This window comes from Bradyrhizobium sp. 61, from assembly GCF_023073075.1.
Taxonomy (GTDB): domain Bacteria; phylum Pseudomonadota; class Alphaproteobacteria; order Rhizobiales; family Xanthobacteraceae; genus Bradyrhizobium; species Bradyrhizobium barranii.
In genome coordinates this window covers 46,292-69,833 of sequence record NZ_JADPIU010000085.1, presented here as the reverse complement: position 1 = coordinate 69,833, position 23,542 = coordinate 46,292, and the positions used below count along the sequence as shown (strand labels likewise).

General features: G+C 64.1%; 23 protein-coding genes. 8 read left to right on the top strand and 15 right to left on the bottom strand.

The annotated features are described in order from the left end of the window. The first annotated feature begins 46 nt into the window (after positions 1 to 46). The gene (locus IVB46_RS36310; protein WP_247303224.1) at positions 47 to 1,114 is read left to right on the top strand and encodes a hypothetical protein; all 1,068 of its coding nucleotides are present in this window, start codon (positions 47 to 49) and stop codon (positions 1,112 to 1,114) included. 50 nt (positions 1,115 to 1,164) lie between these two features. Here IVB46_RS36310 and IVB46_RS36305 read toward each other — a convergent pair whose 3' ends face one another. Together IVB46_RS36305 and IVB46_RS36300 are read right to left on the bottom strand one after the other, a co-directional pair. Continuing rightward, entirely contained in the window at positions 1,165 to 1,947 is a 783-nt protein-coding gene (locus tag IVB46_RS36305) for an enoyl-CoA hydratase/isomerase family protein (protein ID WP_208087826.1), read from the bottom strand. Positions 1,948 to 2,076: 129 nt separating this feature from the next. Further along, complete coding sequence (locus IVB46_RS36300) at positions 2,077 to 4,167, bottom strand: molybdopterin oxidoreductase family protein (RefSeq protein ID WP_247344691.1); 2,091 nt, start codon at positions 4,165 to 4,167, stop codon at positions 2,077 to 2,079. A gap of 237 nt (positions 4,168 to 4,404) precedes the next feature. On the opposite strand from IVB46_RS36300, the gene IVB46_RS36295 reads away from it, so the two are divergent. From IVB46_RS36295 to IVB46_RS36280, 4 genes are read left to right on the top strand one after another with little or no spacing between them, the layout of a single operon-like run. Then, entirely contained in the window at positions 4,405 to 5,376 is a 972-nt protein-coding gene (locus IVB46_RS36295) for a tripartite tricarboxylate transporter substrate binding protein (RefSeq protein ID WP_247303228.1), read from the top strand. 15 nt (positions 5,377 to 5,391) lie between these two features. After that, complete coding sequence (locus IVB46_RS36290; RefSeq protein ID WP_247303230.1) at positions 5,392 to 5,862, top strand: (2Fe-2S)-binding protein; 471 nt, start codon at positions 5,392 to 5,394, stop codon at positions 5,860 to 5,862. Between the two features lie 2 nt (positions 5,863 to 5,864). Then, positions 5,865 to 7,991: a molybdopterin cofactor-binding domain-containing protein gene (locus IVB46_RS36285; RefSeq protein ID WP_208089506.1), complete on the top strand. Its 2,127-nt coding sequence runs from the start codon at positions 5,865 to 5,867 to the stop codon at positions 7,989 to 7,991. Then, entirely contained in the window at positions 7,988 to 8,686 is a 699-nt protein-coding gene (locus IVB46_RS36280) for a substrate-binding domain-containing protein (RefSeq protein ID WP_208087829.1), read from the top strand. Before IVB46_RS36285 ends, IVB46_RS36280 begins: the two co-directional genes overlap by 4 nt. A 15-nt stretch (positions 8,687 to 8,701) precedes the next feature. On the opposite strand, the gene IVB46_RS36275 is transcribed toward IVB46_RS36280, so the two are convergent. The 5 genes from IVB46_RS36275 to IVB46_RS36255 form a co-directional block, all read right to left on the bottom strand. After that, on the bottom strand, positions 8,702 to 9,508 hold the full coding sequence (locus tag IVB46_RS36275) for an SDR family oxidoreductase (RefSeq protein WP_247303232.1): 807 nt from the start codon (positions 9,506 to 9,508) through the stop codon (positions 8,702 to 8,704). A 22-nt stretch (positions 9,509 to 9,530) separates the two neighbouring features. Continuing rightward, the gene (locus tag IVB46_RS36270) at positions 9,531 to 10,823 is read right to left on the bottom strand and encodes a TRAP transporter large permease (RefSeq protein ID WP_208087830.1); all 1,293 of its coding nucleotides are present in this window, start codon (positions 10,821 to 10,823) and stop codon (positions 9,531 to 9,533) included. Continuing rightward, a complete protein-coding gene (locus IVB46_RS36265) occupies positions 10,814 to 11,362 on the bottom strand; it encodes a TRAP transporter small permease (RefSeq protein WP_208087831.1) in 549 nt (182 codons plus the stop codon). The genes IVB46_RS36270 and IVB46_RS36265 overlap by 10 nt, the downstream gene beginning before the upstream one ends. A 62-nt stretch (positions 11,363 to 11,424) precedes the next feature. Then, positions 11,425 to 12,396, bottom strand: coding sequence for a TRAP transporter substrate-binding protein (locus IVB46_RS36260; RefSeq protein WP_071911867.1), 972 nt, complete (start codon positions 12,394 to 12,396; stop codon positions 11,425 to 11,427). Between the two features lie 22 nt (positions 12,397 to 12,418). Next, positions 12,419 to 12,577, bottom strand: a complete 159-nt coding sequence (locus tag IVB46_RS36255; RefSeq protein WP_208087832.1) for a hypothetical protein — start codon at positions 12,575 to 12,577, stop codon at positions 12,419 to 12,421. 427 nt (positions 12,578 to 13,004) lie between these two features. Here IVB46_RS36255 and IVB46_RS36250 point away from each other — a divergent pair, with 427 nt between their 5' ends. Further along, positions 13,005 to 13,787 (top strand): cyclase family protein, encoded by a 783-nt coding sequence (locus IVB46_RS36250; RefSeq protein WP_071917324.1) that lies wholly within the window; start codon positions 13,005 to 13,007, stop codon positions 13,785 to 13,787. Positions 13,788 to 13,791: 4 nt separating this feature from the next. Here IVB46_RS36250 and IVB46_RS36245 read toward each other — a convergent pair whose 3' ends face one another. From IVB46_RS36245 to IVB46_RS36225, 6 genes are all read right to left on the bottom strand, one after another. Continuing rightward, the gene (locus tag IVB46_RS36245; RefSeq protein ID WP_028149678.1) at positions 13,792 to 14,520 is read right to left on the bottom strand and encodes a Crp/Fnr family transcriptional regulator; all 729 of its coding nucleotides are present in this window, start codon (positions 14,518 to 14,520) and stop codon (positions 13,792 to 13,794) included. A gap of 282 nt (positions 14,521 to 14,802) precedes the next feature. Then, positions 14,803 to 14,928 carry a hypothetical protein gene (locus IVB46_RS44975; protein ID WP_256461316.1) on the bottom strand — a complete coding sequence of 42 codons (126 nt, stop codon included), beginning with the start codon at positions 14,926 to 14,928 and terminating at the stop codon, positions 14,803 to 14,805. 83 nt (positions 14,929 to 15,011) lie between these two features. After that, positions 15,012 to 15,725: a helix-turn-helix domain-containing protein gene (locus IVB46_RS36240; RefSeq protein WP_208087833.1), complete on the bottom strand. Its 714-nt coding sequence runs from the start codon at positions 15,723 to 15,725 to the stop codon at positions 15,012 to 15,014. A 127-nt stretch (positions 15,726 to 15,852) separates the two neighbouring features. After that, a complete protein-coding gene (locus IVB46_RS36235; protein WP_208087834.1) occupies positions 15,853 to 16,956 on the bottom strand; it encodes an ABC-type transport auxiliary lipoprotein family protein in 1,104 nt (367 codons plus the stop codon). Between the two features lie 3 nt (positions 16,957 to 16,959). Then, positions 16,960 to 17,727, bottom strand: coding sequence for an ABC transporter ATP-binding protein (locus IVB46_RS36230; RefSeq protein WP_208087835.1), 768 nt, complete (start codon positions 17,725 to 17,727; stop codon positions 16,960 to 16,962). Between the two features lie 2 nt (positions 17,728 to 17,729). After that, a complete protein-coding gene (locus IVB46_RS36225) occupies positions 17,730 to 18,866 on the bottom strand; it encodes an ABC transporter permease (protein WP_208087836.1) in 1,137 nt (378 codons plus the stop codon). 176 nt (positions 18,867 to 19,042) lie between these two features. Here IVB46_RS36225 and IVB46_RS36220 point away from each other — a divergent pair, with 176 nt between their 5' ends. Both IVB46_RS36220 and IVB46_RS36215 read left to right on the top strand, forming a co-directional pair. Then, entirely contained in the window at positions 19,043 to 19,318 is a 276-nt protein-coding gene (locus IVB46_RS36220; protein WP_208087837.1) for a hypothetical protein, read from the top strand. Continuing rightward, positions 19,319 to 19,801: a phage holin family protein gene (locus tag IVB46_RS36215; RefSeq protein WP_208087838.1), complete on the top strand. Its 483-nt coding sequence runs from the start codon at positions 19,319 to 19,321 to the stop codon at positions 19,799 to 19,801. A gap of 9 nt (positions 19,802 to 19,810) precedes the next feature. On the opposite strand, the gene IVB46_RS36210 is transcribed toward IVB46_RS36215, so the two are convergent. Next, a complete protein-coding gene (locus IVB46_RS36210) occupies positions 19,811 to 22,504 on the bottom strand; it encodes a bifunctional acetate--CoA ligase family protein/GNAT family N-acetyltransferase (RefSeq protein ID WP_208087839.1) in 2,694 nt (897 codons plus the stop codon). Positions 22,505 to 22,573: 69 nt separating this feature from the next. Continuing rightward, positions 22,574 to 23,413, bottom strand: a complete 840-nt coding sequence (locus IVB46_RS36205; RefSeq protein WP_208087840.1) for a universal stress protein — start codon at positions 23,411 to 23,413, stop codon at positions 22,574 to 22,576. Positions 23,414 to 23,542 lie beyond the last annotated feature (129 nt).

The following is a 23,542-nucleotide window of genomic DNA, read 5'->3' as shown; positions in this document are numbered from 1 at the left end:
TCTCTTGCCCGCGTTCGAAAGTTGGCGCTCGCGGGGCTTAAGTGACATGATCGCCGCCTCTCCCGAACCGGGCACGTTCGATTGGCTAGTCAGCATCTTCCAGGCTCACCAGAAGTGGGACGAAATCGACAGCAACACTCAGCGTCAGTACAGGAAAAGCCTCGCACTCTTCGCCAATCACGAGTTGAAAGATGGAAGTCGTGTTGGGTCGAAGCAATTGTCCGATTTCACAAAGGCCTTCGTCGACGCAGTCTATGGAAAGCTGCTAGTAGTAACAAAAGTAGGTAGCAATGGAGAGGTAATCGTCCGCGAACGTCGACGTTATGCAAATGTGGCCATGGCGAGCTGCCGGCGCGCCTGGTTCGTTGGCCAGCGCGCCCAGGAAAAGATGGTACCGGCGAGCAATCCATTTTCACGGATGGGACTAAAATCAAGTGCACCCGGACGGCCAATACGGCCCACGCCGACCGCAACGTGGGATGAACTTGTCGCTTTCAGAGCCGCCGCGACAAAGCTTGACTACCGCTCGATCGGAACTGCTGCTTTGTTGGCATGGGAGTGGTTACAGCGGGAGCAGCACGTCTTCGGCGCCTTCGACATTTCGCACTATCGCCCAAGCGAGCGACCAAATAGCGTCAGGATCGTGCATCCAAAGAATGGAGAGGAAGCCTGGTGGCCGCTGCTAGACGAAACGGACGCCCCTCTCTTTCCCGAACTTATGGAAGAGCTCGACGAGATTAAAAAGACCTCGCTCTCGGGCCTGGTATTCCGACGCGACCATGCCCATCGCCGGTCAGAAACCCCGCTTCCATGGATTACCCCACGCAAAGACCTGCGCTATCTGCGCAGCGTGGTAAAGAAGATAATCGCGGAGGCTGGCCTTCGTCAGGAACTTTCCTTTACTTCCTTCCGGCACGGAGGATTCACCGAAGGCGCCGACAGCGATCTCACGGATGCAGAGTTGCGCGCCGCTGGCCGTCATAGATCGAGCCGCCAACTGCCAACCTACGCCAAGCGCACCGGAAAGCAATTGATCAGAGCCACCAAGAAACGTCGCGAGGAGCGGGCAAGATCGCTCTTTGTTCGACTGAATGCCAATCATCCCTTGGAATGAAGGTGTATCGGGCGACCGCGGCATCTAACGAATGTAAATGAAATGATCGCCTATTTTCCCGTCCAGACCGGCTTCCTCTTCTCGCCGAACGCCTTCAGGCCTTCCTTCGCGTCCTCGGTCATTGCGAGCAGCGCGATCTGGCTTTCGGTGTAGGCGATGCTCTCGTCGAACGACATCGAGGCGATGGCGCGCATGGCATACTTGCCGCGACGGATCGCGGTCGGAGATTTGTCAACGATGCGGCCGATCAGCCAGTCGACCTTGGCATCCAACTCAGCTGTGGGCACCACGTAGTTGAGCAGGCCCGCAGCTTGCGCCGCTCTCGCGTCGAACGGCTCGCCGGTGAGAGCCCATTCGTTGACGAGTCGCGGCGGCGCGATGCTCTGCAACAGGCTCAGCACCTGCATCGGGAATACGCCGACCTTCACCTCCGGCAGGCCGAAGATGACGTGATCGGCCGCAATCGCCATGTCGGTCATGCACAACAGGCCCATGCCGCCGGCCATGCAGACGCCACCGACCCGCGCAATCGCCGGCTTCGTCGCGTTCTGCGACAACCGCAGCAGATCGGCATAGTCGACATTCGGCTTGGAATGATCCATCGCGAACGCCGCGCCGGAATTCTGCAAGTCGGCGCCGGCGCAGAACGCCTTGTCGCCTGCCCCCGTCAGCACGATGACGCGGACGTCCTTGTCGTCATGCGCGTCGCGATAGCCTTTGGTGATGCCGGCGATGACCTCGCCGTTCAGCGCGTTGCGCTTCTCCGGCCGGTTGATGGTGATCCAGAACGCCTGCCCACGCTTTTCGGTGATGATTGCTGTGGTGTCGGTCATGGTACGCTCGCTTCCTTGCTCCCGTTTGCAGCCATTTGCGGCAGCTCGGGCGGCAGGCGCAAGGGCAATCTGTAGCGAGGCCTTGCTTTAGCGCCTCGACACAAATTGGCGGGCGAGCGAAGCGTGCGCTCAGGCCGAGACCGTTTTCCTGATCCAGACCTTGTTGTCGTGGAATGCAGCTCCCCCGATCGGCGCGATCGTATCGGCTCCAGTCAGCACGTTGATGCCGCGGCCGCCGATATGATTCTTGTTCGGGTGAACGGATTCCGCGATCAGCACGCCGCGCCGCACGCCGTCGAACAGCGTTGCGAGCAGCGTGGTTTCGCCGCGGGTGTTGCCGAGCGTCACGGCGTCGCCGTCGGCGATGTCGAGCGCGGCCGCATCCAGCGGATGGATCATCACGCTCGCTCTGCCTTCGCGCGCCTGCGAGGACGGCGTCTCGTTGAAGGTGGTGTTGAGGAAGCTGCGCGATGGACTGGTCGCGAGCCGGAACGGGTGGGCTTGATCGGTATGCTCGATCACCGCCCAATGGTCCGGCAGCGACGGCATCTTGTCGAAATCGCCCATCGTCTGGCCGAACGGCGGATGCGCCCAATCGGCCTTGAAATGGAATTTCTTGTCGGCATGGGCAAAGCCGTCGAGATAATGCGAGGTCCTGAAGTCCGGTTGCAGGTCGCGCCAGATGTCGGCTTCGAGACCAGCGATATCGCCGTGGTTGCTGAGCTTCAGCGTCGCGTCGATCAATTCGCGCGGCGTCATCTCGAAGCCCGGATGCTTCGCGCCAAGCCGCGGCGCCAGCGCCTGCATGACCTGATGGTTGGAGCGGCATTCGCCGCGCGGGTCGATCAGCTTCGGCCCGACCGAGATGTGCTGGTGGCCGCCGCCGTAATAGAGATCGTCATGCTCCATGAACATGGTCGCCGGCAGCACGATGTCGGCCATCTCGGCCGTCTCGGTCATAAACTGCTCGTGCACCGCCACGAACAGATCCTCGCGCGCAAACCCCTGACGCACCAGCGCCTGCTCCGGTGCCACCGTCATCGGATTGGTGTTCTGGATCAGCATCGCCTTGATCGGCCCCTTGCCGAGCAAGGCTTCGGCGTCGCCGGTAAGAATGCGACCGACCTGCGACTGGTCGAGCGCCCGCGTGGTCTTATCGATCGCGTCGTGGCCCTCGATGAGGGATTCATTGAAATGCCACAGCGCGTAATTGTTGAAGAAGGCGCCACCGCCTTCATACTGCCAGGCGCCGGTCACCGCGGGAACGCAGAGCGCCGCATGCATTTGCGTGGCGCCGTTGCGCGAGCGGGTGAAGCCGTAGCCGAGCCGGAAGAAGGTCCGCTTGGTCTCGCCGACCAGTTTCGCGAAGGCCTCGATCTCGGACGCCGGCACGCCGCAGATCGCGGACGCCCACTCCGGCGTGCGCGTCTTCAGATGCGCCTCGAGCTCATCGGGGCAGTCCGTGTACTTGTCCATATAGGCGCGGTCGGCGTAGCCATCGCGGAACAGGACATGCATCACGCCGCACGCGAAGGCGCCATCGGTGCCGGGCCGCAGGATGATCTTGATGTCAGCCTGCTTCATGGTCTCGTTGTCGTAGATGTCGACAGCGGCAATCTTGGCGCCGCGCTCCTTGCGAGCACGGGCAGCATGCGTCATCACGTTGACCTGCGTGTTGACCGGGTTGGTGCCCCAGATCACGACGAGATCGGAGAGCGCCATCTCGCGCGGATCCACGCCGGCAATCTTGCCGGTGCCGATCGCGAACCCGATGCGCCCGACATTGGCGCAGATGGTCTGATAGAAGCGCGAGTATTTCTTCACATGCGTGAGGCGATTGAGGCCGTCGCGCATCACCAGCCCCATCGTGCCGGCGTAGTAATAAGGCCAGATCGATTCCGCGCCGTACTCGCGCTCGGCCTGGTTGAAGCGATCCGCGATCTCGTCCAGCGCCTCGTCCCAGGAGATCCGTGCGAACTGCCCGGAGCCCTTCGGCCCGGTGCGGCGCATCGGATACATCAGCCGCTCGGGGTGATGGATGCGCTCGGCGTAACGGGCGACCTTGGCGCAGACGACGCCAGCCGTGTAGGTCTGCTTTTTCGAACCTCGGACGCGGCCAATGCTGCGGCCTTCGATCACCTCGATATCGAGCGCGCAGGCCGAGGGGCAGTCATGCGGACAGGTCGAATGGCGGATTTCGATCTTGGCGTGCTGGTTCATGTCCAAATTCGTAACACCAAAATAACGGGCAGCCGAGGGCATTTATCCGGCAATGCCCATGCGATTTGCTCAAATCGCGCGCGCCCGCGGTTCCTGCCGCGCCTGCGAAATGCTGCGGGATCACACCGAAAACCGCCCGATATTCCCTGTTCGACCAGCTTTGTGAGGCGTCGACAGTCCACGTTCCCTGCCGCTACAGTGCCAGCCAACAAGAAAGACATCAGGGAGGTGGGCATAATGGCCCGACGTTTTATGCTGGCGCCGGCCGTAAGCCTGTTCGCCGCACTCTCGGCATCCCCCTCATTCGCACAGGATTACCCGACCCACGCCGTCCGGATCGTGGTGCCCTTTGGCGCCGGCGGGCCGGCGGACGTCGCGGCTCGGCTGATCGGCAACGTACTCCAGGAGAGCTTTGGCCAGCCCTTCGTGGTCGAGAACCGCACCGGCGCGGGCGGCGTCATCGGCACGGTCGAAGCGGCAAAGTCGCCGGCCGACGGCTACACGCTTTTGATGATGTCCAACACCCAGACCGCGAATGAATCGCTCCTGACGCCGGACAAGCGCAAATACGAGCTGATGCGCGACCTCGCGCCGATCGCGCCGGTGAACTACTCCGACCTCGTCATCGTGGTGAACCCGCAGGTTCCGGCGAAGACTCTTCAGGAGTTCATCGCGCTCGCCAAATCGCAGCCGGGCAAGCTGAACTACGCCTCCTCCGGCCAGGGCACGCCCTATCACATGGCCGGCGAGCTGTTCAAAGCCATGGCCGGCATCGATGTGGTCCACGTGCCCTATCGCAACAGCGGCGAGGCGCGCAGCGGCGTGATCGGTGGACAGGTGCAGATGATGATCGACGCCGTGCCGGCGATGGCGCCGAATATCGACGAGAACCAGGTCCGCGCGCTCGCGACCACCGGCAAGGAGCGCTCGGCCGTGCTGCCGAACGTGCCGACCGCGGGCGAAGCCGGCGTCGCAGGCTATGAGGCGACGATCTGGCTTGGCCTGATGGCCCCGGCCGGCACGCCGAAGCCCGTCATCGACAAGCTCAATGCCGCCGTGAACGCAATGGTGAAGCGACCGGACATCGTAAAGCTCTGGACCGAGCAGGGTGCCGTACCCATGTCCATGACACCGGAGGAATTCGACAAATTCCTTCGCGGCGATATCGAGAAATGGGCCGATGTCGTCAAGAAGTTCGACAAGTCCTGAGGCCGTAGAGCGATCATGCCGACCATTCAATTTCAGCTCAACGGCGCGGCGATGACCGTGGAGGCCGATCCCGACCAGACGCTGCTCGATGTGCTGCGCGGCCGGCTCGGCGTCACGGGCGCGCATTTCGGCTGCGGAGCCGGTGAGTGCGGGGCCTGTTACGTCATGGTCGGCGACCGCGCGATGGCCTCCTGCGACATGCCGATGTGGTCAGTGGCGGACAAGAACGTCGTCACGGTGGAGGGCCTCGGCACGGCCGAGCAGCCGCATCCGCTGCAACGCGCCTTCGTCTCCGAGCAGGCGATGCAATGCGGCTATTGCGTCTCGGGGATCCTGATCAGCGCGGCGGCGCTGCTGAAGCGCAATCCCTCGCCGACGGAGACCGAGGTCAGAGCCGCGCTCGATCGCAATCTTTGCCGCTGCGGATCGCATAATCGCATGGTCCGCGCCGTGCTGCGCGCGGCAGCGGAGACAGCGACGTCATGAGTATGCCGTCCCCCGTCCCGAAACTGCCGGTTAGCCTCGCGGCCAATCCAAAGCTGTCGTCCTGGGTGCGGTTCAGCGGCGAAGGCGGTGTCGCAATTTCGCCCGGCAAGGTCGAGATCGGCCAGGGCATCGTCACGGCGCTGGCGCAGATCGCCGCGGACGAGCTCGACGTCGATATCGGCAGGATCGAGCTGATCCGCGCCTCGACGGCGACCAGCCCGAACGAGGGCGTCACCTCGGGCAGCCTTTCGGTCCAGCAGTCCGGCCGCGCGCTGCGACACGTCTGCGCCGAGGTCCGCCAGCGCTTCCTCGCAGCTGCATCGGAGCGTCTCGGCGTCGATGCGGCGCTGCTCGATATCGATGACGGCACGATCTCGGGTCCCGGCAATGTCAGGACCAGCTATTGGGAGCTGGCTGGCGACGTCTCGCTCGACCGCGACGCCACCGCGGGTGTCGTGGCGAAGCCCGCTGCCACACGCGGTGTCGCCGGACATTCGGTCCAGCGGGTCGACATTCCCGACAAGGTGTTCGCGCGACCGCGCTTCATTCACGATCGCGCACTGCCGGACCTGGCACACGGCCGCGTGCTGCGGCCTGACATCTCGGGTGCCAGACTGATCGCGCTCGACGAGACGGCGGCGCGCGCCGTTCCCGGTCTCGTCGCGATCGTCCGCGACGGCGGCTTTGCCGGCGTGGTTGCCGATACCGAGGCTGCGGCGGAAGCCGCACTGAAAGCCTTGCGCAAGGGCGCAGCCTGGTCGGCCGGCGAGCTGTTGCCCAACGAAGACGATCTTGCAGGCTTTCTGAAGAGCCAGCCGGTCGAAACCACCGTCATCGACACCAGAGCAGCGTCAACGACGAAGAAAGCTGCGCGCACCCTCCGCCTGCAATACACCCGTCCCTACATCGCACACGCCTCGATCGCGCCGTCCTGCGCCATGGCGCAATGGGACGGCGAGCGTGTCCATGTCTGGACCCACAGCCAGGGCGTCTATCTGCTGCGCGCCGATCTTGCGATCGTGCTCGAGCTGCCGGCCGAGAACATCGTCGTCGAGCATATGGAGGGGGCCGGCTGCTACGGGCACAATGCGGCCGACGACGTCGCGCTCGATGCCGTGTTGCTGGCGAAAGCCGCCGGCGGCCGCCCGGTGCGGGTGCAGTGGTCGCGCCATGACGAGATGTCTCATGCGCCGTTCGGCGCAGCGATGGCCATCGAGATCGAGGCCGACCTCGATGCGGACAGCGAGATCGTCGGCTGGCGCCATGCAATCTGGAGCAACGGCCATGCCGCGCGCCCGGGACGCGCGGCGCAGCCGGCGCTGCTTGCGGCGACCGAGATCGCGAACCCCTACCCGCGCATGATCTCGACGAATCCACCGGCCGCCAATGGCGGGGGCGGCGACCGCAACTCCGTTCCACTCTACGACCTCCCGGCCTGGACCATCACGAGCCACCGGGTGCTGACGATGCCGGTGCGCACGTCGGCACTGCGGACCCTGGGCGGGCAAGGCAATGTGTTCGCGATCGAATCCGTACTCGACGAGATCGCGGTCCTGCGCGGCGAGGACCCGATCGCGTTTCGCCTGCGTCATCTCCGCGACGAGCGCGCCAGCGACGTCATCCGCGCCGCGGCACGGCGCGCGCAGTGGAAACCGCAAAAACAGTCTGGCATCGGCTATGGCGTCGGCTTCGCCCGCTACAAGAACACAGGCGCCTATTGCGCCGCGATCGCGGAGATCGAAGGCAACGACGACATCCGTGTCAGGCGGTTGACGCTTGCGGTCGACGTCGGCGAAGCCATCAATCCGGACGGCGTCATCAACCAGATCGAGGGCGGTGCGATCCAGGCCACGAGCTGGGTCCTGAAGGAGCGCGTGCGCTTCGATTGCACGCACATCACGTCGACATCTTGGACGGACTATCCGATCCTGACCTTCAGAGAGGTGCCGGCGGTGGATGTCGAAATCATCCAGCGGCCGGAGATCGAGCCGGTGGGCGCCGGCGAAGCCGCGCACGGCCCCGTGACGGCGGCGATCGCCAATGCGGTCTACGACTGCCTCGGCGTGCGCGTGCGCGACCTGCCGATCACGCGCGATAGGATCATCGCAGCCATGGAGCTTGCATCGTGACGACAGTGACCATTTTGAGCGGCGGCGCGGCGCAAGGCCTGGTGCGCGGCCTCGGCGAGCCCTTCAAGACGCAGACCGGCCTCAGCATCGACGGCGAGTTCGGCGCGGTCGGCATCATGGCCGACAAGCTGCGCGCGGGGACGCCGGCCGATCTCGTGATCCTGACGCAGGCCCTCCTTGCGAAGCTCGCCGCGGAGAGGCTCGTCGTCCCCTCCTCGATCGCAGATATCGGCCGGGTCGAGACCGCGCTGGCGGTCCGTAACCGCGATCCGAAAGTCACGGTGAAGACTGAGGCCGATCTCCGCGAGGTGCTGCGATCCGCGGATGCCATCTACGTTCCGGACACCAAAGCCTCGACCGCGGGACAGCATGTCGCCAAAGTGCTGGATCAACTTGGGATCGCCTATGAGGTCGCATCGCGTCTCAAGATCTTTCCTAACGGAGCGACCGCGATGCGGGAGCTTGCTGATTCCACCGCAACTCAGCCGATCGGATGCACCCAGGCGACCGAGATCATCGCGACCGACGGCATCGCGCTGTCAGGATCGCTGCCGCCGGGCTGCGAGCTCGTGACGATGTACACGGCTGGCGTGACGGCGCGGGCCGCACATCCGACAGAAGCGGCCGCGCTTATCGCTCTATTGACCGGCGCAGACCGGAAGGAGCTGCGCCGGAGCATGGGCTTTACCGGCTAGGTGCCGACGGCCGCCTTATTTGTGCAACTGGGTGAGACCGGTCGGCGGCCCATCGACGGCGGTCCAGCCGCCGTCGACGAACAGCGTGCTGCCGCTGACATAGCTCGCGGCATCAGAAGCAAGATAGGCGACCGCCGTCGCGACCTCGTCGGCGCTGCTCCAGCGGTTGAACACGGTATGGCCGGCATAGAGATTGTAGATATCGGGCCGCTGCTTGAACGGGCCGGTCAGCGCGGTCTCCGCAATGCTCGGCGCGATCGCGTTGACGCGGACGCCGGCGTGGCCGACCTCTGAAGCAAAACCCTTCACCAGCAGGCCGATCGCCGCCTTGGTCGAGCCATAGACGCCAAGACCGGGCTCGATGGTCACCGCGCGCACCGAGGAGCAGGCGATGATGCTGCCGCCCTTCTGCTCGACCATGATGCGGCCGAAGGCCTGGAAGAACCAGACGGTGCCCTTGATGTTGAGGTTGAGGACGCGGTCGAGATCCTCCTCGGTGTAGTCGAGGATGGTCTTGCGGATGTTGAGCCCGGGCGTCGTCACGGCGATGTCGAGCCGCGAGAATTTCTGCATGACGATCTTGGCGAGCGCATTGACGTCCGCAGCACTCGCGGCGTCGCAGCTAGCTGCTTCCGCCCAGCCGCCCTTGTCGCGAATTCCGGCTGCCGTCGCCTCGGCGGCGTCAAGCGCACGATCTGCGCAAACGACGCGGGCGCCGAGCCCGGCCAGCGCCTCGGCCGACGATTTGCCGATGCCCGAGGCGGCGCCGAGCACCACGGCGGTCTTGCCGGTGAGATCGAAGAGCTTGCGATAGTCAGTCACGAACGGATTCTCCCTGTTGCTGCTATCCCTTGTAGCCCATCAGCAGGCGGGGCAGCCACAGCGAGAACGCGGGGACGTAGGTCACGAACATCAGAGCTGCGATCAGGGCAGCATAGAACGGCAGGATGGTGCGCATCACCGCACCCACCGAGATGCCGCCGATGGCGCAGCCCACGAATTGCGTCGTTCCGACCGGCGGGGTGTTCAGCCCCAGCGCGCAGTTGATCAGCATCAGCATGCCGAACTGCACCGGATCCATGCCCGCCTTCATCGCGATCGGCAGGAAGATCGGGGTGCAGATCAGGATGGTCGCCGCCATGTCCATGAACGTGCCGAGCACGAACAGGATGACGTTGATGAGCAGGAAGATGACCCAGGGCTGCGAGGACACCCTGCTCATCAAGTCACCGGCGAAGTCGGCGACCTCGTAGAGCCCCATCAGATACTGGAACATGGTGGAGACGCCGATCAGCAGCAGCACCACGCCCGTCGTCTTCACGGCCTTGGCGGCAGCCCGCAGGAAGTTCGGCAGGGTCATGGTGCGGTAGATGAAGAAGGTCAGCAGGATCGTGTAGGTGACCGCGACGGCAGCGGACTCAGTTGCGGTGAAGACACCGGACAGGATGCCCGCCAGGATGATGCCGACGATCAGAAGTCCGGGCAGCGCGGCTGCGAACGAGCGGAAAACCTCGGCCCAGCCCGGGAACTTGCCGGCCGGATAGCCGCGCTTCACCGCGACCGCGTAGGCGGCGACCAGCATGCACACCATCAGCACGATCGCCGGCAGAAGTCCGGCGGCGATCAGCGCGCCGATCGAGACCTTGCCGCCGGCAGCGAGCGCATAGATGATCATGTTGTGGCTGGTCGGCATCAGCGCTCCGACCAGCGAAGCGTGGGTGGTGACGTTGACGGCGTAGTCGGTGTCGAACCCTTCCTTTTTCATCATCGGGATCATCACCGCGCCCATCGCCGACACGTCGGCCACGGGCGAGCCGGAGACGCCGCCGAACAGCGTGCAGGCGACCACGTTCGACATGCCGAGCCCGCCGCGGATGTGCCCAACGAGATTCTTGGCGAGCTGCACGATCTTGTCGGCGACGCCGCCATGCAGCATGAGCTCACCGCTGAAGACGAAGAACGGAATGGCGAGGAAGGAGAAGATGTTCATCCCCGACATCATCTGCTGGAAGATGACTGCGACCGGCAGGCCTTCGTAGAGGATGGTGCAGATCGCGGAGAGACCGATCGCGAAGGCAACGGGTACGCCGAGGATCAGGAAGCCGAAGAAGGTTGCGCCGAGAATGATCAGTTCCATGAGGGGACGACCTCTTCGCCGCGTAGGAGCGCAATGATGTGCTCGATTGAAAAGGAGACGATCAGGACGCCGGAGGCGATCAGCGGGACGTAGCGGATGACCTCGGGGAGCCCGAGATTGGGGATCTTCACGGTTCCGACCGACGCTCCGAGGATCCAGCCGTTATAGGCCATCGCAATGCCGAACAGCGCGACCAGAACGTGGATCACGAGCTCGATCTTCTCTCGCAGATGATCCGGAAGCATCACCAGCAAACTGTCCATGCCGATGTGTCCGGCGTCGCGAACGCCAACGGCGGCGCCGATCAGCGTGACATACAGGATCAGGACCAGCGCAAGGTTCTCCGTCCAGGTCGGGCTGGAATTGAGCACGTAACGTCCGAACACCTGGTAGAACACGATGGTGACGATGACGAGCAGGCCGGTCACGGACAGATACATGCCGAGGCGAGCAACGACGGCATTGATCCGCGACAGCAAGCCGGTCGACGGTCGGCCGGTTACCTCCTGCTCGTGGCTTGCGACATGTGGGTCTGTCATCGGCGTCTCCTTGCGGGGGTCCGGCGCCGCCTCGCGGCGACGCCGGACCCGACGCTGTGGCCCTACTTCGTGTCCTGGATCCGCTTGACGAGGCCCTTCAGCTTCTCGTCGCCGGCGAACTTGTCGTACACCGGCTTCATCGCATCGACGAATTCCGCTTTGTTGGCGATCGTTACGACCTGCACGCCGGCCGCCTCGACGGTCTTGCGGGAGGCCTGCTCACGCTCGTCCCAGAGCTTGCGCATGACGGGCACCGATTCCTTGGCCGCCTTGCGGACCATCGCCTGATCCTCCTTGCTCAACGTGTCCCAGACCGTCTTGGACATCACGAGAACTTCCGGCGCGAGCGAGTGCTCGGTGACGTTGTAGAACTTGGCGGCCTCGAAGTGACGCGAGGATTCGTAGGACGGCCAGTTGTTCTCGGCGGCGTCCACGAGGCCGGTCTTGAGCGCGGTATAGACCTCGCCATACGGCATCGGTGTCGGGTTGGCGCCGAGGCTCTGGATCATGCCGACCCAGAGGTCGGACTGCTGGACGCGGATCTTCAGGCCCTTGAGGTCGGCGAGCGATTTGACCGGCGCCTTGACGGTGTAAATGGACCGGGCGCCGCTGTCGTAATAGGCAAGGCCGATCAGGCCCGCGGGCGCCATGGACGCCAGGATTTCGTCGCCGATCGGACCATCGAGAACCGTGCGCATGTGCTGCGTGTCCCGGAACACGAAGGGCAGGCACAACGCGATGGTCTCGGGCACGAAGTTGTTCAGCGGCGATGCGTTGATCCGCATCATGTCGAGCGCGCCGATCTTCAGCTGCTCGATGGTGTCCTTCTCCGAGCCCAGGGCTCCGTTGGGAAACACCTTCACACCGAGCTTGCCGCCGCTCGCGGCTGCGAGCTGCTTGCCCATGAACTTGACGGCTTCGACGGTCGGATAATCGGCGGGGTGGATGTCGGCCGAGCGGAAATCGCGTGCGGTCGCCAGCGGCGCTGAGACCGCCAGTACGGCGGCTGCGATGATGCCGGTGAGTGTCTTCATCTGGGGCTTCCTCCTGAGTTAATTATGTCGTTGTCGGGCCGATGCTGCAGGCCGCCTTGGGTCGCTCCACTTCGGGTGTAAAGTCAAGCGTTGCAAACGCACCACCTTGGTAGGATTGCGCGGCGGAGTCGAGCGGATTTGACTGGTGAACGATCACGGCGAGGAAAGGTGCGAGCTTCATCGCGCCCTCTCCGGCGGGGACTTGCGCGGCAGGTGCCGGCTTCCCTTTAATCCCGCCTCGCCGTCGGCCAATGCCGGACGCGAGGTGACGATGCTCGTCATATCCATGGACGTTCCTCTGGTTTTAGAATCGACCGCTATTGGTTGCGGCTTGGAGGTGCAGACGTGACGGTCGCCCCATCCTTGCGATGCGCGCTGATCAGCGCGATGTCGCCAACGTCGTCCCTAGGGCGGGCGGCATTCTGAGTCCAAGCCAAATCCGGCATCGATCAATGCTGGAGTTGCATCGATCGATCATGCATCACTTCGAGGGCGCGATCGACGAATGCCCCGTTTTTCCGAAATCGCCTGCACCGGGGCGTTACTTGACGCCAGAGGTAGAGCCCGCTCAAGATGCGCCGAAACGGAACATCGCGAGGGAAATGCCCATGCCGCGGAAGCTGATCGATATTTCCGTGCCGCTCAGAAACGACGTGACGGCCGATCCGCCGGGCAATCACCCGACGATCCAGTATATTGATCACCAGCAGGGCCTGCCCCGCATGCTGCAGTTCTTCGACGGCCTCAAGGCGGAGGATTTGCCGGATGGCCAGGGCTGGGCGGTCGAGCAGGTCTCGCTGTCCACCCACAACGGCACGCATCTCGACGCGCCCTGGCACTTCCACCCGACCATGAATCGCGGCGAGCGGTCATGGACGATCGACGAGGTGCCGCTCGAATGGTGCCTGCAGCCCGGCGTGAAGCTCGACTTCCGCCACCTGGCCGATGGGTACGTGGTGACTGCCGACGACGTCGAGAAGGAGCTGAAACGGATCGGGCACACGCTGTCGCCGCTGGAGATCGTGGTCGTCAACACCAGCGCCGGCGCCAAATTCGGCCAGGCCGATTACGTCAACTCCGGCTGCGGCATGGGCTATGAGGCCACCATGTACCTGCTTGAACGCGGTGTGCGGCTGACCGGCACCGACGGCTGGAGCTGGGACGCGCCGTTCGTCTACACCGCGAAGAAATATGCCGAAACAAAAGATGCCGGCCTGATCTGGGAAGGTCACAAGGCGGGACGACACATCGGCTATTGCCATCTCGAGAAGCTGCACAATCTCGACAAGCTGCCGTCGACTGGATTCACGGTCTCATGCTTCCCGGTGAAGATCGAGCGAGCGTCCGCAGGGTGGACCCGAGCGGTCGCCATCGTCGACAATCAGGTCTGAGGCCTCACTCGCCGTCCAGGCCGCTCGCGGCGAGGTCGCGCAACGCATCGGTATCCAGCACGACGATGGCGCCGTGCTCGAGACGGACCCAGTTGCGGCCGGCCCAGGCGCGCAATTGCTTGTTGATGCTCTCGCGCGTCATCCCCACCATCTCGCTGATCTCCTGCTGCGTGATGGCGAGCGTGCCGCTGCCGGAGTCGAACTTGCGCTCTTCGGTGAGACCGAGCAGCGCGCTCGCAAGCCGGCCCGGCAGATTTTGCAGGATCACCTGCTCGACCTGCTGGCTGGTCCAGCGCAGGCGCGCGCAGAGCAGCTCGATGAACTTCATCGCTAGCGCCGGCTGGCTCTTCACGAATGGCAGGAAGTCGCGGCGGTCGATGATGTAGAGTTCGCAATTGGTGTTGGCAGTCGCGTCGGCCGAGCGCGGCGCGCCATCGAGAACCGCGATCTCGCCAAAGATTTCTCCCGGACCGATCAGATTGAGAATAGCGTTCCTTCCATCCGGCGACGAAGAGGAAATCTTCACTGTTCCCGTGATCACCGCGAACAGGTTGTTGCCGGGATCGCCCTTGGCGGCGATCGTCGCACCGCGCTTCACCGTGGTGTGCTTGGCATAGCGGCAGAGCTGATCGAGCGCATCTGGCTCCAGATCCGCGAAGATCGGGTGCTTGCGCAGGACCGATAATTTGTTGCCCGCCGCTTGTCGGGGGTCGCCGGTCTTGTCCTGAGGCACGCCGCTCGGCTCCTAAGACTGCGAGGCACTGGAGTTCCTGCGTAGTCAACGTTAGCAGGCTTTTCAACCGGAAAGCATGTGCACGGTTTGAGCCAAATACGGCGAAAATGCCGCGGTCGGGCGCCAAGGCGGCATCCGGGGGATGAGCCAATGTGTCCCGGTCGATGCAGAGTTGCAGCTATCGCGCGCACCATTGCGTTGAGGCGCTGCCGAACGGCCGCGAGCTGGCCGTGGAAGCCTCCGCGGCAAGCACGGTAAAACGCGATTGTGATCTCGGGACCGTCAGTGCTTGGCGTCCGAATCGGGGCGACCTGCGCTGGTTTGCCGGTCTGCCCATGCCAAGGCCCCGGCGAATGTGACAAAAACGACCACGACAGCGATCGTCACCAGCAGTGCGTCAGTCGGCATGATGCCCTCCCCTGTTATTTTGGGCATTATTGGCGGCGCACGACCGCCGTCATTGATTGGGATCAAAATTGGCGAGCGCCGGATCAGGCCGCAGCCAAGGCCTCGACCTTCGCCGGATCGAGCAGGCTGATGCCGCCATGAACGATCTCGATCACCCCATGTCGCTCCAGCTTGGTGAAGGTGCGACTGACGGTTTCGATGGTCAGGCCGAGATAATCGGCAATGTCCTGACGACTCATCGGCAGCTGAACCGTGTCCGACGCCCCCTTCAGCGAGAATAGCCGCTCGCGCCAGGCGAGCAGAAACGTCGCGACTTTCTCGTCCGCCGATCGGCGGCCGAGCAGGACCATGTGGTCGCGCGCCTGGCTCAACTCGCGAATCGCCAGCTCGTTGATCCGCCTGAGGAGGTGCGGCCGGCTCTCGACGAAGCGGCCGAAGGGCGCCTTCGCGAACTGGCACACTGTGACGCCACCGATCGCATCGGCCGAAAAATTGTGACGGCCGGAAATATTCATCCCCAGGAAATCGCCTGGTAACGCGAATCCCACGATCTGCCGCCGACCGTCGGGCAACAGCTTGTAGAGCCGCATGACGCCGTCGAGGAGATTGTAGAACGAGGTCGTGCTGTCCTCCTCGGAGAAGACGGTCTCGCCCCCGTCAAAGAGGACGCGGCGCCCCAGATGCTCGAATTCCCTGAGCTCGGCCGGGTCCAGCGACGAGCACACCGCGAAGTCGCGGACCGCACAATCGCGACAGAAATGCCCGTTCGGCTCAATCGTCACCACGGAAGCCTTCATCTACCGCTCCAAGCACCGGCTGCCCCGCATCAGGCCGAGCCCACCGCGCGGGCTGCATTTTACTGCACTGCGCCAAAGCCGATTGACCCAGATCAATTTTGGCGGGCATGGCCGTCTTGTGCTGTTGCTAGACCGCCTGCACCGTCCAGCCGATCAGCTCCTTTGCAATGCGGGCGAAAGCTGTGTCGAACGCTGCGACCGCCGCGGCCGGCTCGACCTTGTCAAGCGTCTCGCTGGTCTCGACGAGGCGCGACGCCACCACTTTGCCGTTCTTGTCGACGATGCGTGCCGACAGTCCGATCTCGACCCGAGCCTCGCCTTCCGTGGCGATCCGGAAGCGCCTGATGTCGATCAGGAGCTGGTAGTCCGCCTGCCCGAGATCGCTCGTGCGCAAGGGCGCGTGGGCGATGTCGTAATTCTCAAAGCTGTCGATCAGCCGCGCCTGCACCAGTTTTGGAATGCTGTCGGCCCAGAGGAATTCCGCAAAACCCGGATTATCCCCGCTGGGTGCAAACAACATCCGCTGGGTCTGGAGCATCGCGACCGCGGTCGGCTCGGGAATCGCCAGTGACGCCGAAAGCGTCTTGCCGGCCGGCCCAAGATTCTGCGGCGTGCGCAGGTCGTAGGTGATCTTCTGCGCCGGCGTCCCGCCGCCGGTCATCTTTTCGAGGCCTGCCAGAATACCGTCGATTTTGCCGGTGTTGCGCGCGAGCCCGTCGGAGAATGTCTTGAGGTTCGCGATAGTGTCCTTCAGCGGACCGGAATTGTCCTCCAGCACGGTGTCGACCCGTCGCAGCGCATCGCGCGCAGCCTGCGTCATGCTCTGGCCTGCACCGGCCTCGGCGATCAGGGTCACGGGCTCGCCGGCCTTGGCAACGATCATGCCGCCCTCCAGCGTCACCACCGGCACGCCGGTCAGCCCCTGGAAATCGAGCCCGACCTTCGTGTCGGTACGCACGGGTGTCGTCGAGGCAACCGAGATCGTCGCATTGACGAAGCGCGGATTATCCGGCGCGAGGCCGATCTGCGTCACCTCGCCGACCCGGATGCCGTTGAACAGCACACCGGCACCGACCAGCAGGCCCGGCACCGGCCCCTGGAATTGCACATGATAGTTTGCGCGCGGCCCGATGCCGCCTGTGTTGTTCAGCCAATAGACGAAGCCGAACACCGCGAGGATAGCGGCCAGCACGAAGCTGCCGATCAGCACGTAGGGAGCGCGGGTTTCCATGTCTCATCTCATCTCGTGTTGCAGCATCTGAGAGCGCTTGCCGTGGAAATAGGCGCGCACCCAGGGATGCTCGGATTGCAGCAATTCGCGCATCGGGCCGATCGCCACGATCTTGCCGTCGGCGAGCGCGGCGACGCGGTCGCAGACCGTGGTGAGGCTCGCAAGATCATGGGTGACCATGAACACGGTGAGGCCGAGGGTCTTCTGCAGCGTCCCGATCAGCGCGTCAAAATCGCCGGCGGCGATCGGGTCGAGACCGGAGGTCGGCTCGTCCAGGAACAGGATCGGCGGATCGAGTGCAAGTGCGCGGGCTAGCGCCACGCGTTTGGTCATGCCGCCCGAGAGCTCCGACGGATATTTGTCGGCGTCCTGCGCTCGCAACCCGACCATCTCGAGCTTGGCGATGGCGATCTCGTCCATCAGCTCCTGCGACAGCACGAGATTTTCGCGGAGCGGAAACTGCACGTTTTGACGTACCGTCAGCGAGGAGAACAGCGCACCTTGCTGGAACAAAATGCCCCACGTCGTGGCCGCGCCTTCGGTGCGGCCACCGATCGGCCGTCCCATGACTTCGATGCTCCCGCCCTGGCGCGGGATCAGGCCGATGATGGTGCGCATCAAGACCGACTTGCCGCCGCCGGAGGCACCGACGAGCCCGAGGATCTCGCCTCGGCGGACGTCGAGCGACAGATGGTCGAGCACGGTCTGGCGGCCGAAGCCGACCACGAGGTCGCGAACGCGGATCGCGAATACCTCTTGCGATTCGTCCATCGTCACATTCCGATCGAAGCGAAGAAGATCGCGAATAAGCCGTCGAGCACGATCACCAGGAAGATCGATTTCACCACCGACGTGGTCGTCTGCCGCCCGAGCGATTCCGCGCTGCCCTTCACACGCAATCCTTCGCTGCAGGCGACGATCCCGATCACCAGAGCCATGAAGGGCGCCTTCAGGATGCCGACCTCGAAATGGGTGACGGAGATGGCCTCATGCAGCCGCGCGATGTAGATCGCCGGTGCCATCCCGCCGTAGAACTGCGCAACCAGTCCTCCGCCATAGAGCGCCGCAACCGCCCCAATGAACGCGAGGATCGGCAGCGCGATGACGAGGGCTGCCACTCGCGGCAATATCAGGACATGGACGGGATCGAGGCCCATGGTCGAGAGCGCGTCGATCTCCTCGCGCATCTTCATCGAGCCGAGCTCGGCCGTGTACGCGCTCCCCGACCGGCCGGCGACCATGATGGCGACGATCAGCACACCCAGCTCGCGCAGCACCAGGATGCCGACCATGTCGACAGTGTAGGACTCCGCACCGAACCTGCGGAAATGAAAGAACCCCTGCTGGGCGATGATGGCACCGATCAGGAAGGTAATGAGAACGACAATCGGAATGGCCTGCCAGCCGATCCGGTAGAGCTGATAGACAAGCGATGTCAGCCGCAGCGAGCGTGGCCGGCGCAGCACGCCGATCACGGCGATGAACAATGCACCCAGCATTTGAAGAAAGATCGTGACGTCTTCGCGCGCGCCAACCGTAGATTTGCCGAGATCGCCGAGCCTGAGCAGAATCGGGTTTGGCGCGGCCGCAACCGCCGGGGGGTGGCGGTTGACCTGACGCACCTCATCCATCAGGCCGCTGAAATGATCGGCAACGCCGACGAATTCGGCCGATCTGCCGGATGATGCGGCCCGTCGCGACAGCTTCTCCAACACCCAGGCGCCGAGCGTGTCGAGCGCGCTGACGCCGGACATGTCCAGCGTCACGGCACTGGATCGATCGACATCCGCTCCGACCGATCGGGACAGCGTTTCGAGCGCCGACACATTGGCTGCCGTCCACGGCCCTTCCGGGCGCAATTTCAGCACATCGCCGGAGGGCGTTGCCAGCAACAGCGGTTCGGAGTTCACGCTTCCACCTCATCGGGACAATTGGTCCCCATTCAGCCGCCACTTCTAGGCCAGCATGTGGCGGCCGGGTTGACCTGTCTCAACACCAGGGCCACGCGCCGTCCCTTGACGCAAATCAAGCGCGGCCGCGCCGCCGGGCCTTAGGGTCGCTTCCATTCAAGGGAGTTCTCAAATCCATGTTCAACAGCGACAGGATGAGCGAAGAACTGCGAGCGCTGAAGGTTGACGTCACGCGTCTGCTGAGCACCGCAGGCGAAGAGATGTTCGACAGCTCGAAAGACCGGGCCGAGGCTCTGGCCGATCAGATCAAGGCCGCGCTTGCCGAGCTCGGAGAAACCGTCAGCGACGAGCAGGAGCAGCTTCAGCGCCTCATTGTGGAACGCCCGGTCACATCGCTCGCCTCCGCTTTCGCACTCGGCGTCGTCGTCGGCGTCATGCTGAGGAGACACTAAGTGAATACCGAGAATGTCGTCAAACATCTGCGCGTGCTGTGGCGCGCGGACAGGATCATCGCGGACATCAAGCTGCGCCATCTGTTGATCGGTCTCGGCCTGCGGGCCTTCGCGGCCCTGATCGCGACATTCGGGCTCCTGATGCTGGAGCTGTCGGCCTATTTCGCGCTGGTCCAGATCTGGAGCGCAATTGCGGCGGCTGCCATCCTCGGCACCGTCAATTTCGCCATCGCGGCGGTTCTCTTCGTCGTTGCCGGCCGTCCTCCATCCGGCCGCGACATCGAGCTCGCCAATGAAATTCACGGCGCATCCATCGAAGCCTTGCAGCTCGAGGCGCGGGCGCTCCAGGCCCAGGTGTCAGGCGCGGTCCATCATCCGCTCAGCACGATTGTGCCGGTGCTGGTGCCGCTGATCGCGATCATCGTCAAGAGTCTGCGGAAAACGGCCACGGAATCCGCCGCATCGCGCGAAGCGCACTCGTGATCGGAACGCTCAGAGCTTGAGCCTGACGTCACAGAGGTCGGGCTCGGTCGAATCCGGCTTCACGTCGAAGCCGAGCTGGCGGCACATCTCAAGCATTGTGGTGTTCTCCCTGAGAACATCACCCGAGATGGTCTTCAGCCCCTCCGATCTCGCATAGTCGATGATCAACTGCATCAACGCCCATCCGAGCCCCCTGCCCTTGAGGTCGGAGCGCAGCAGGATCGCATATTCGCCGCTCTCATAGACCGAGTCCGAATGGAGCCGGACCACGCCGACCATCTCGCCGGTCGCTTCGTCGAATGCGATGAAGGCCATTGCGCGGGCATAATCGAGCTGGGTCAGGCGCGCGATGAACTCGTGGGTGAACTCCTTCATCGGCGCGAAGAAGCGCAGGCGGAGGTCGTGCGCCGTGACGTGACGCAGGAATTCGTGGATGGTCGGCTCGTCCTCGGGACGCAGGGGCCGTACGAAGATGCGCCAGTCATCCTTGAGCGCCAGGCGGCGCTCCCACTGCGACGGATAGGCCCGGACGGCGAAATTGGCCGGGCCGGAGCCGGCGAATTTGCGCTGCGGCGGCTCCACCGCGACGCGGGCGTCGACCGCGGTCACGCCGGTCTCGTCCGCAAGCAGTGGGTTGATGTCGAATTCACGGATCTCGGGAAGGTCGGCGGCCATCTGGGCGAGCTTGACCAACACCATCGCGACGGCGTCCGGCTCGACCGCGGGTACGTCGCGATAGGCCTGCAGCAGCCGTGATACGCGCGTGCGGCCGATCAGGTCGCGGGCGAGTTGCAGATCGAGCGGCGGAAGCGCCAGTGCCTTGTCGTTGATGATCTCGACCGCCGTCCCGCCCCGGCCGAAGACGACAACGGTGCCAAAGGTGGGATCGTCGGCAAGACCCAGGATCAGCTCGCGCGCCTTCGCCTTGACGACCATCGCCTGCACGATGACGCCCTCGATGCGGGCTTCGGGACGGAGCTTCCTCGCCCGCGCGAGAATGTCGGTGGCAGCCGCGCGCACGGCCTCCGGCGTGGTCAGATTGAGGACGACGCCGCCGACGTCCGACTTGTGGACGATGTCGCGCGACATGATCTTCAGCACGACTGTGACGCCCTGCGCGAACATCTCGCTGGCGTAGGCGACAGCCTGCTCGACATCGGTTGCAGCACGGGTCGGTACCATCGCGATGTCATAGGCTCCGAGCAGGTGCTTGATCTCGATGGGCTCGAGCCATTTGCGGCCGTCCGCGATCGCAGCGGCGACGATCTGCCTGGCAGCCCGGGCGTCAGGCACGAACGTGTCGGGCATCGCGGGAGGAACCTGGCTCAGCTCCTCTACGACCTCGCGATGCCTCACGAGATGCATGAAGCCGCGCACCGCATCATCTTCGGTCGGATAATTCGGAATGCCCGCGCCGGAGAGCGCCTGAACGATGTTCTGATCGGCTCCAACCCAAGCCGCCAGCACGGGCTTCGCCCATCGACGCTGCTTCTCGCGATATTTGCCGACGAGCTCCGTCACGGTCGCGGCGATGTCGGCCGCCGGGGCGATCGCGGTCTGCACGTTGAGGACGAGGACGGCATCATTATCAGGGTCTGCGAGCAGCACCTCCAGCGCCGCCGCGTACCGCGATGCATCGGCATCACCGACGATGTCGACGGGATTTGCACCGGACCAGGTCGGCGGCAGCACTGCATCGAGGCTCTTGCGCGTCTCAGCCGAGATGGATGCCGGGATTCCACCAAGGTCCACCAACCGATCCACGGCCAGGACACCGATGCCGCCGCCATTGGTGAGGATGGCGAGACGCTTTCCCGCCGGCGGTTCGACGCGACCGAGTGTCTCGGCGCAATCGAACAGCTCGCGCAGATCGGAGACCCGCAGGACGCCCGCACGGCGGAACGCGGCATCATAGACGGCGTCGGCGCCGGCGAGCGCGCCCGTATGGGTTGCCGCCGCTTTGGCACCCTGCGCCATGCGGCCGGACTTCACCACGACGACCGGCTTCACGCGCGCCGCGGCCCGTGCCGCCGACATGAACTTGCGCGCGTCCTTGATGGCTTCGATATAAAGCAGGATCGCGCGGGTCTTGGGGTCCATCGCGAAATGGTCGAGCAGGTCGGCAATATCGACATCGATCTGATCGCCGATCGTGACAATTCCGGAGAACCCGACGCCGCGCTGCGCAGCCCAATCCACCATTCCGGCCGCGATCGCGCCGGATTGCGAGATCAGCGCGAGGTTGCCCGCCCCCGGCATGTGCGCGGCAAAGCTGGCATTGAGGCTGACGCCGGGCATCATGATGCCGAGGCAGTTCGGCCCAATCAGCCGCATGCCGTATTTGCGTGCCGCCGCGATCGCGGCCTCGTGCAGGGACCCAGGTCCGTGACCGAGGCCCGCCGAGACGATCAGCGCGCCGGCCGAGCCACGACGTCCGGCCTGGTCGATAATACCGGGGACCTCGCGCGCCGGCGCGGTGATGACCACGAGCTCGGGCACGAAGTCCAGCCTGTCCAGACTGCCCACCGCGGCGATGCCGCCGATCTCGGCATGGCGCGGATTGACGAGGCCGAACCGACCCTTGAATTCGGCCTTGTGAATATTCTCAAGAACGGCGCGGCCGACGGAGACCGGGCGGGCGCTCGCGCCGACAAGCGCAACCGAACGCGGCGACAGCAGATTCTTCAAGCGATAGGTTGACATGAAAGCAAATGCGCCCGGTCGGTGGCGGTTCCGATGGTTGGCGATCAGGCCGATAAACTGGCGATGCGCCTAGTGCGAGATAATAACCCAGCACGGCGGCTGGCCAATGACGGTCTTTGTCACACCACCCCAGACGATCTCGTTCAGGCGTGAATGATGGTAGGCGCCCATCACGATCGCATCCATGGCATGGGAATTCGCCCAGCTCCCGAGCACCTTGCCGATCGAGCTGCCGCCGCCCTTCGTCGTTTCGAACGAGGCGTAGACCCCGTGTTCCCTCAGATGGTCGACGAGCGCGGTTCCGGATTGCACGATGGCATCGGTCTTGTCGTCCGCCACCGTGACCACCCGGGCGGATGAAGCAGCCTGAAGAATGGGCAGCGCGTCGCCGACGGCCCGCGCGGCACGGGCGGAGTGATCCCAGGCGATCATGACGTTCTCGAACTCCGGTCGCAGCTCGTCCACATGCTGTTCCGGGCAGAGCAGCAGCGGCCGGCCGGATTCGAACAGGAGCGTTTCGATGATGCGTTCCGTTTGACTGTCATGCGGCCTCACGGGGACCAACGTCAGATCGCTGAAGCGCGCATGCTCGGCCAGGATCGACGCCATCTGGTCCGCCGGCACCTTACCCGATCGGCTTTGGGCACGAATGTTGGCGCGGGAGGCTGCATTGGTGAAGGCGTTGAGGAGTTGCTGCACGTCGCTGAGCTCACGCGAACCGCTCGCCTCCGGGGGATCCAAATCGCCAGGGATGATGACCTTCGGCCGCACGAAAACATCTTCCTCGAGCGCGAGCGCGGTGATCCTGGCGCCGAGGTCGGCGGCGACAGCCACGCATGTCGCGATCGCGGCGAGGGCCGGTCCGCGCGGTTGGCCGACAAGCGGCAGAAAGACATCCTTGATGGGCATCGGGATTCTCCTTACCGGTTAGGATAAGCCACCTTTCGCCGGGAAGCTTGATCCTCCTCAAGGCGGGAACACCGCGCAGCCAGCCGACGACAGGCTTTGACCGATGTCAAGGACTGGCCCCGATCCGCC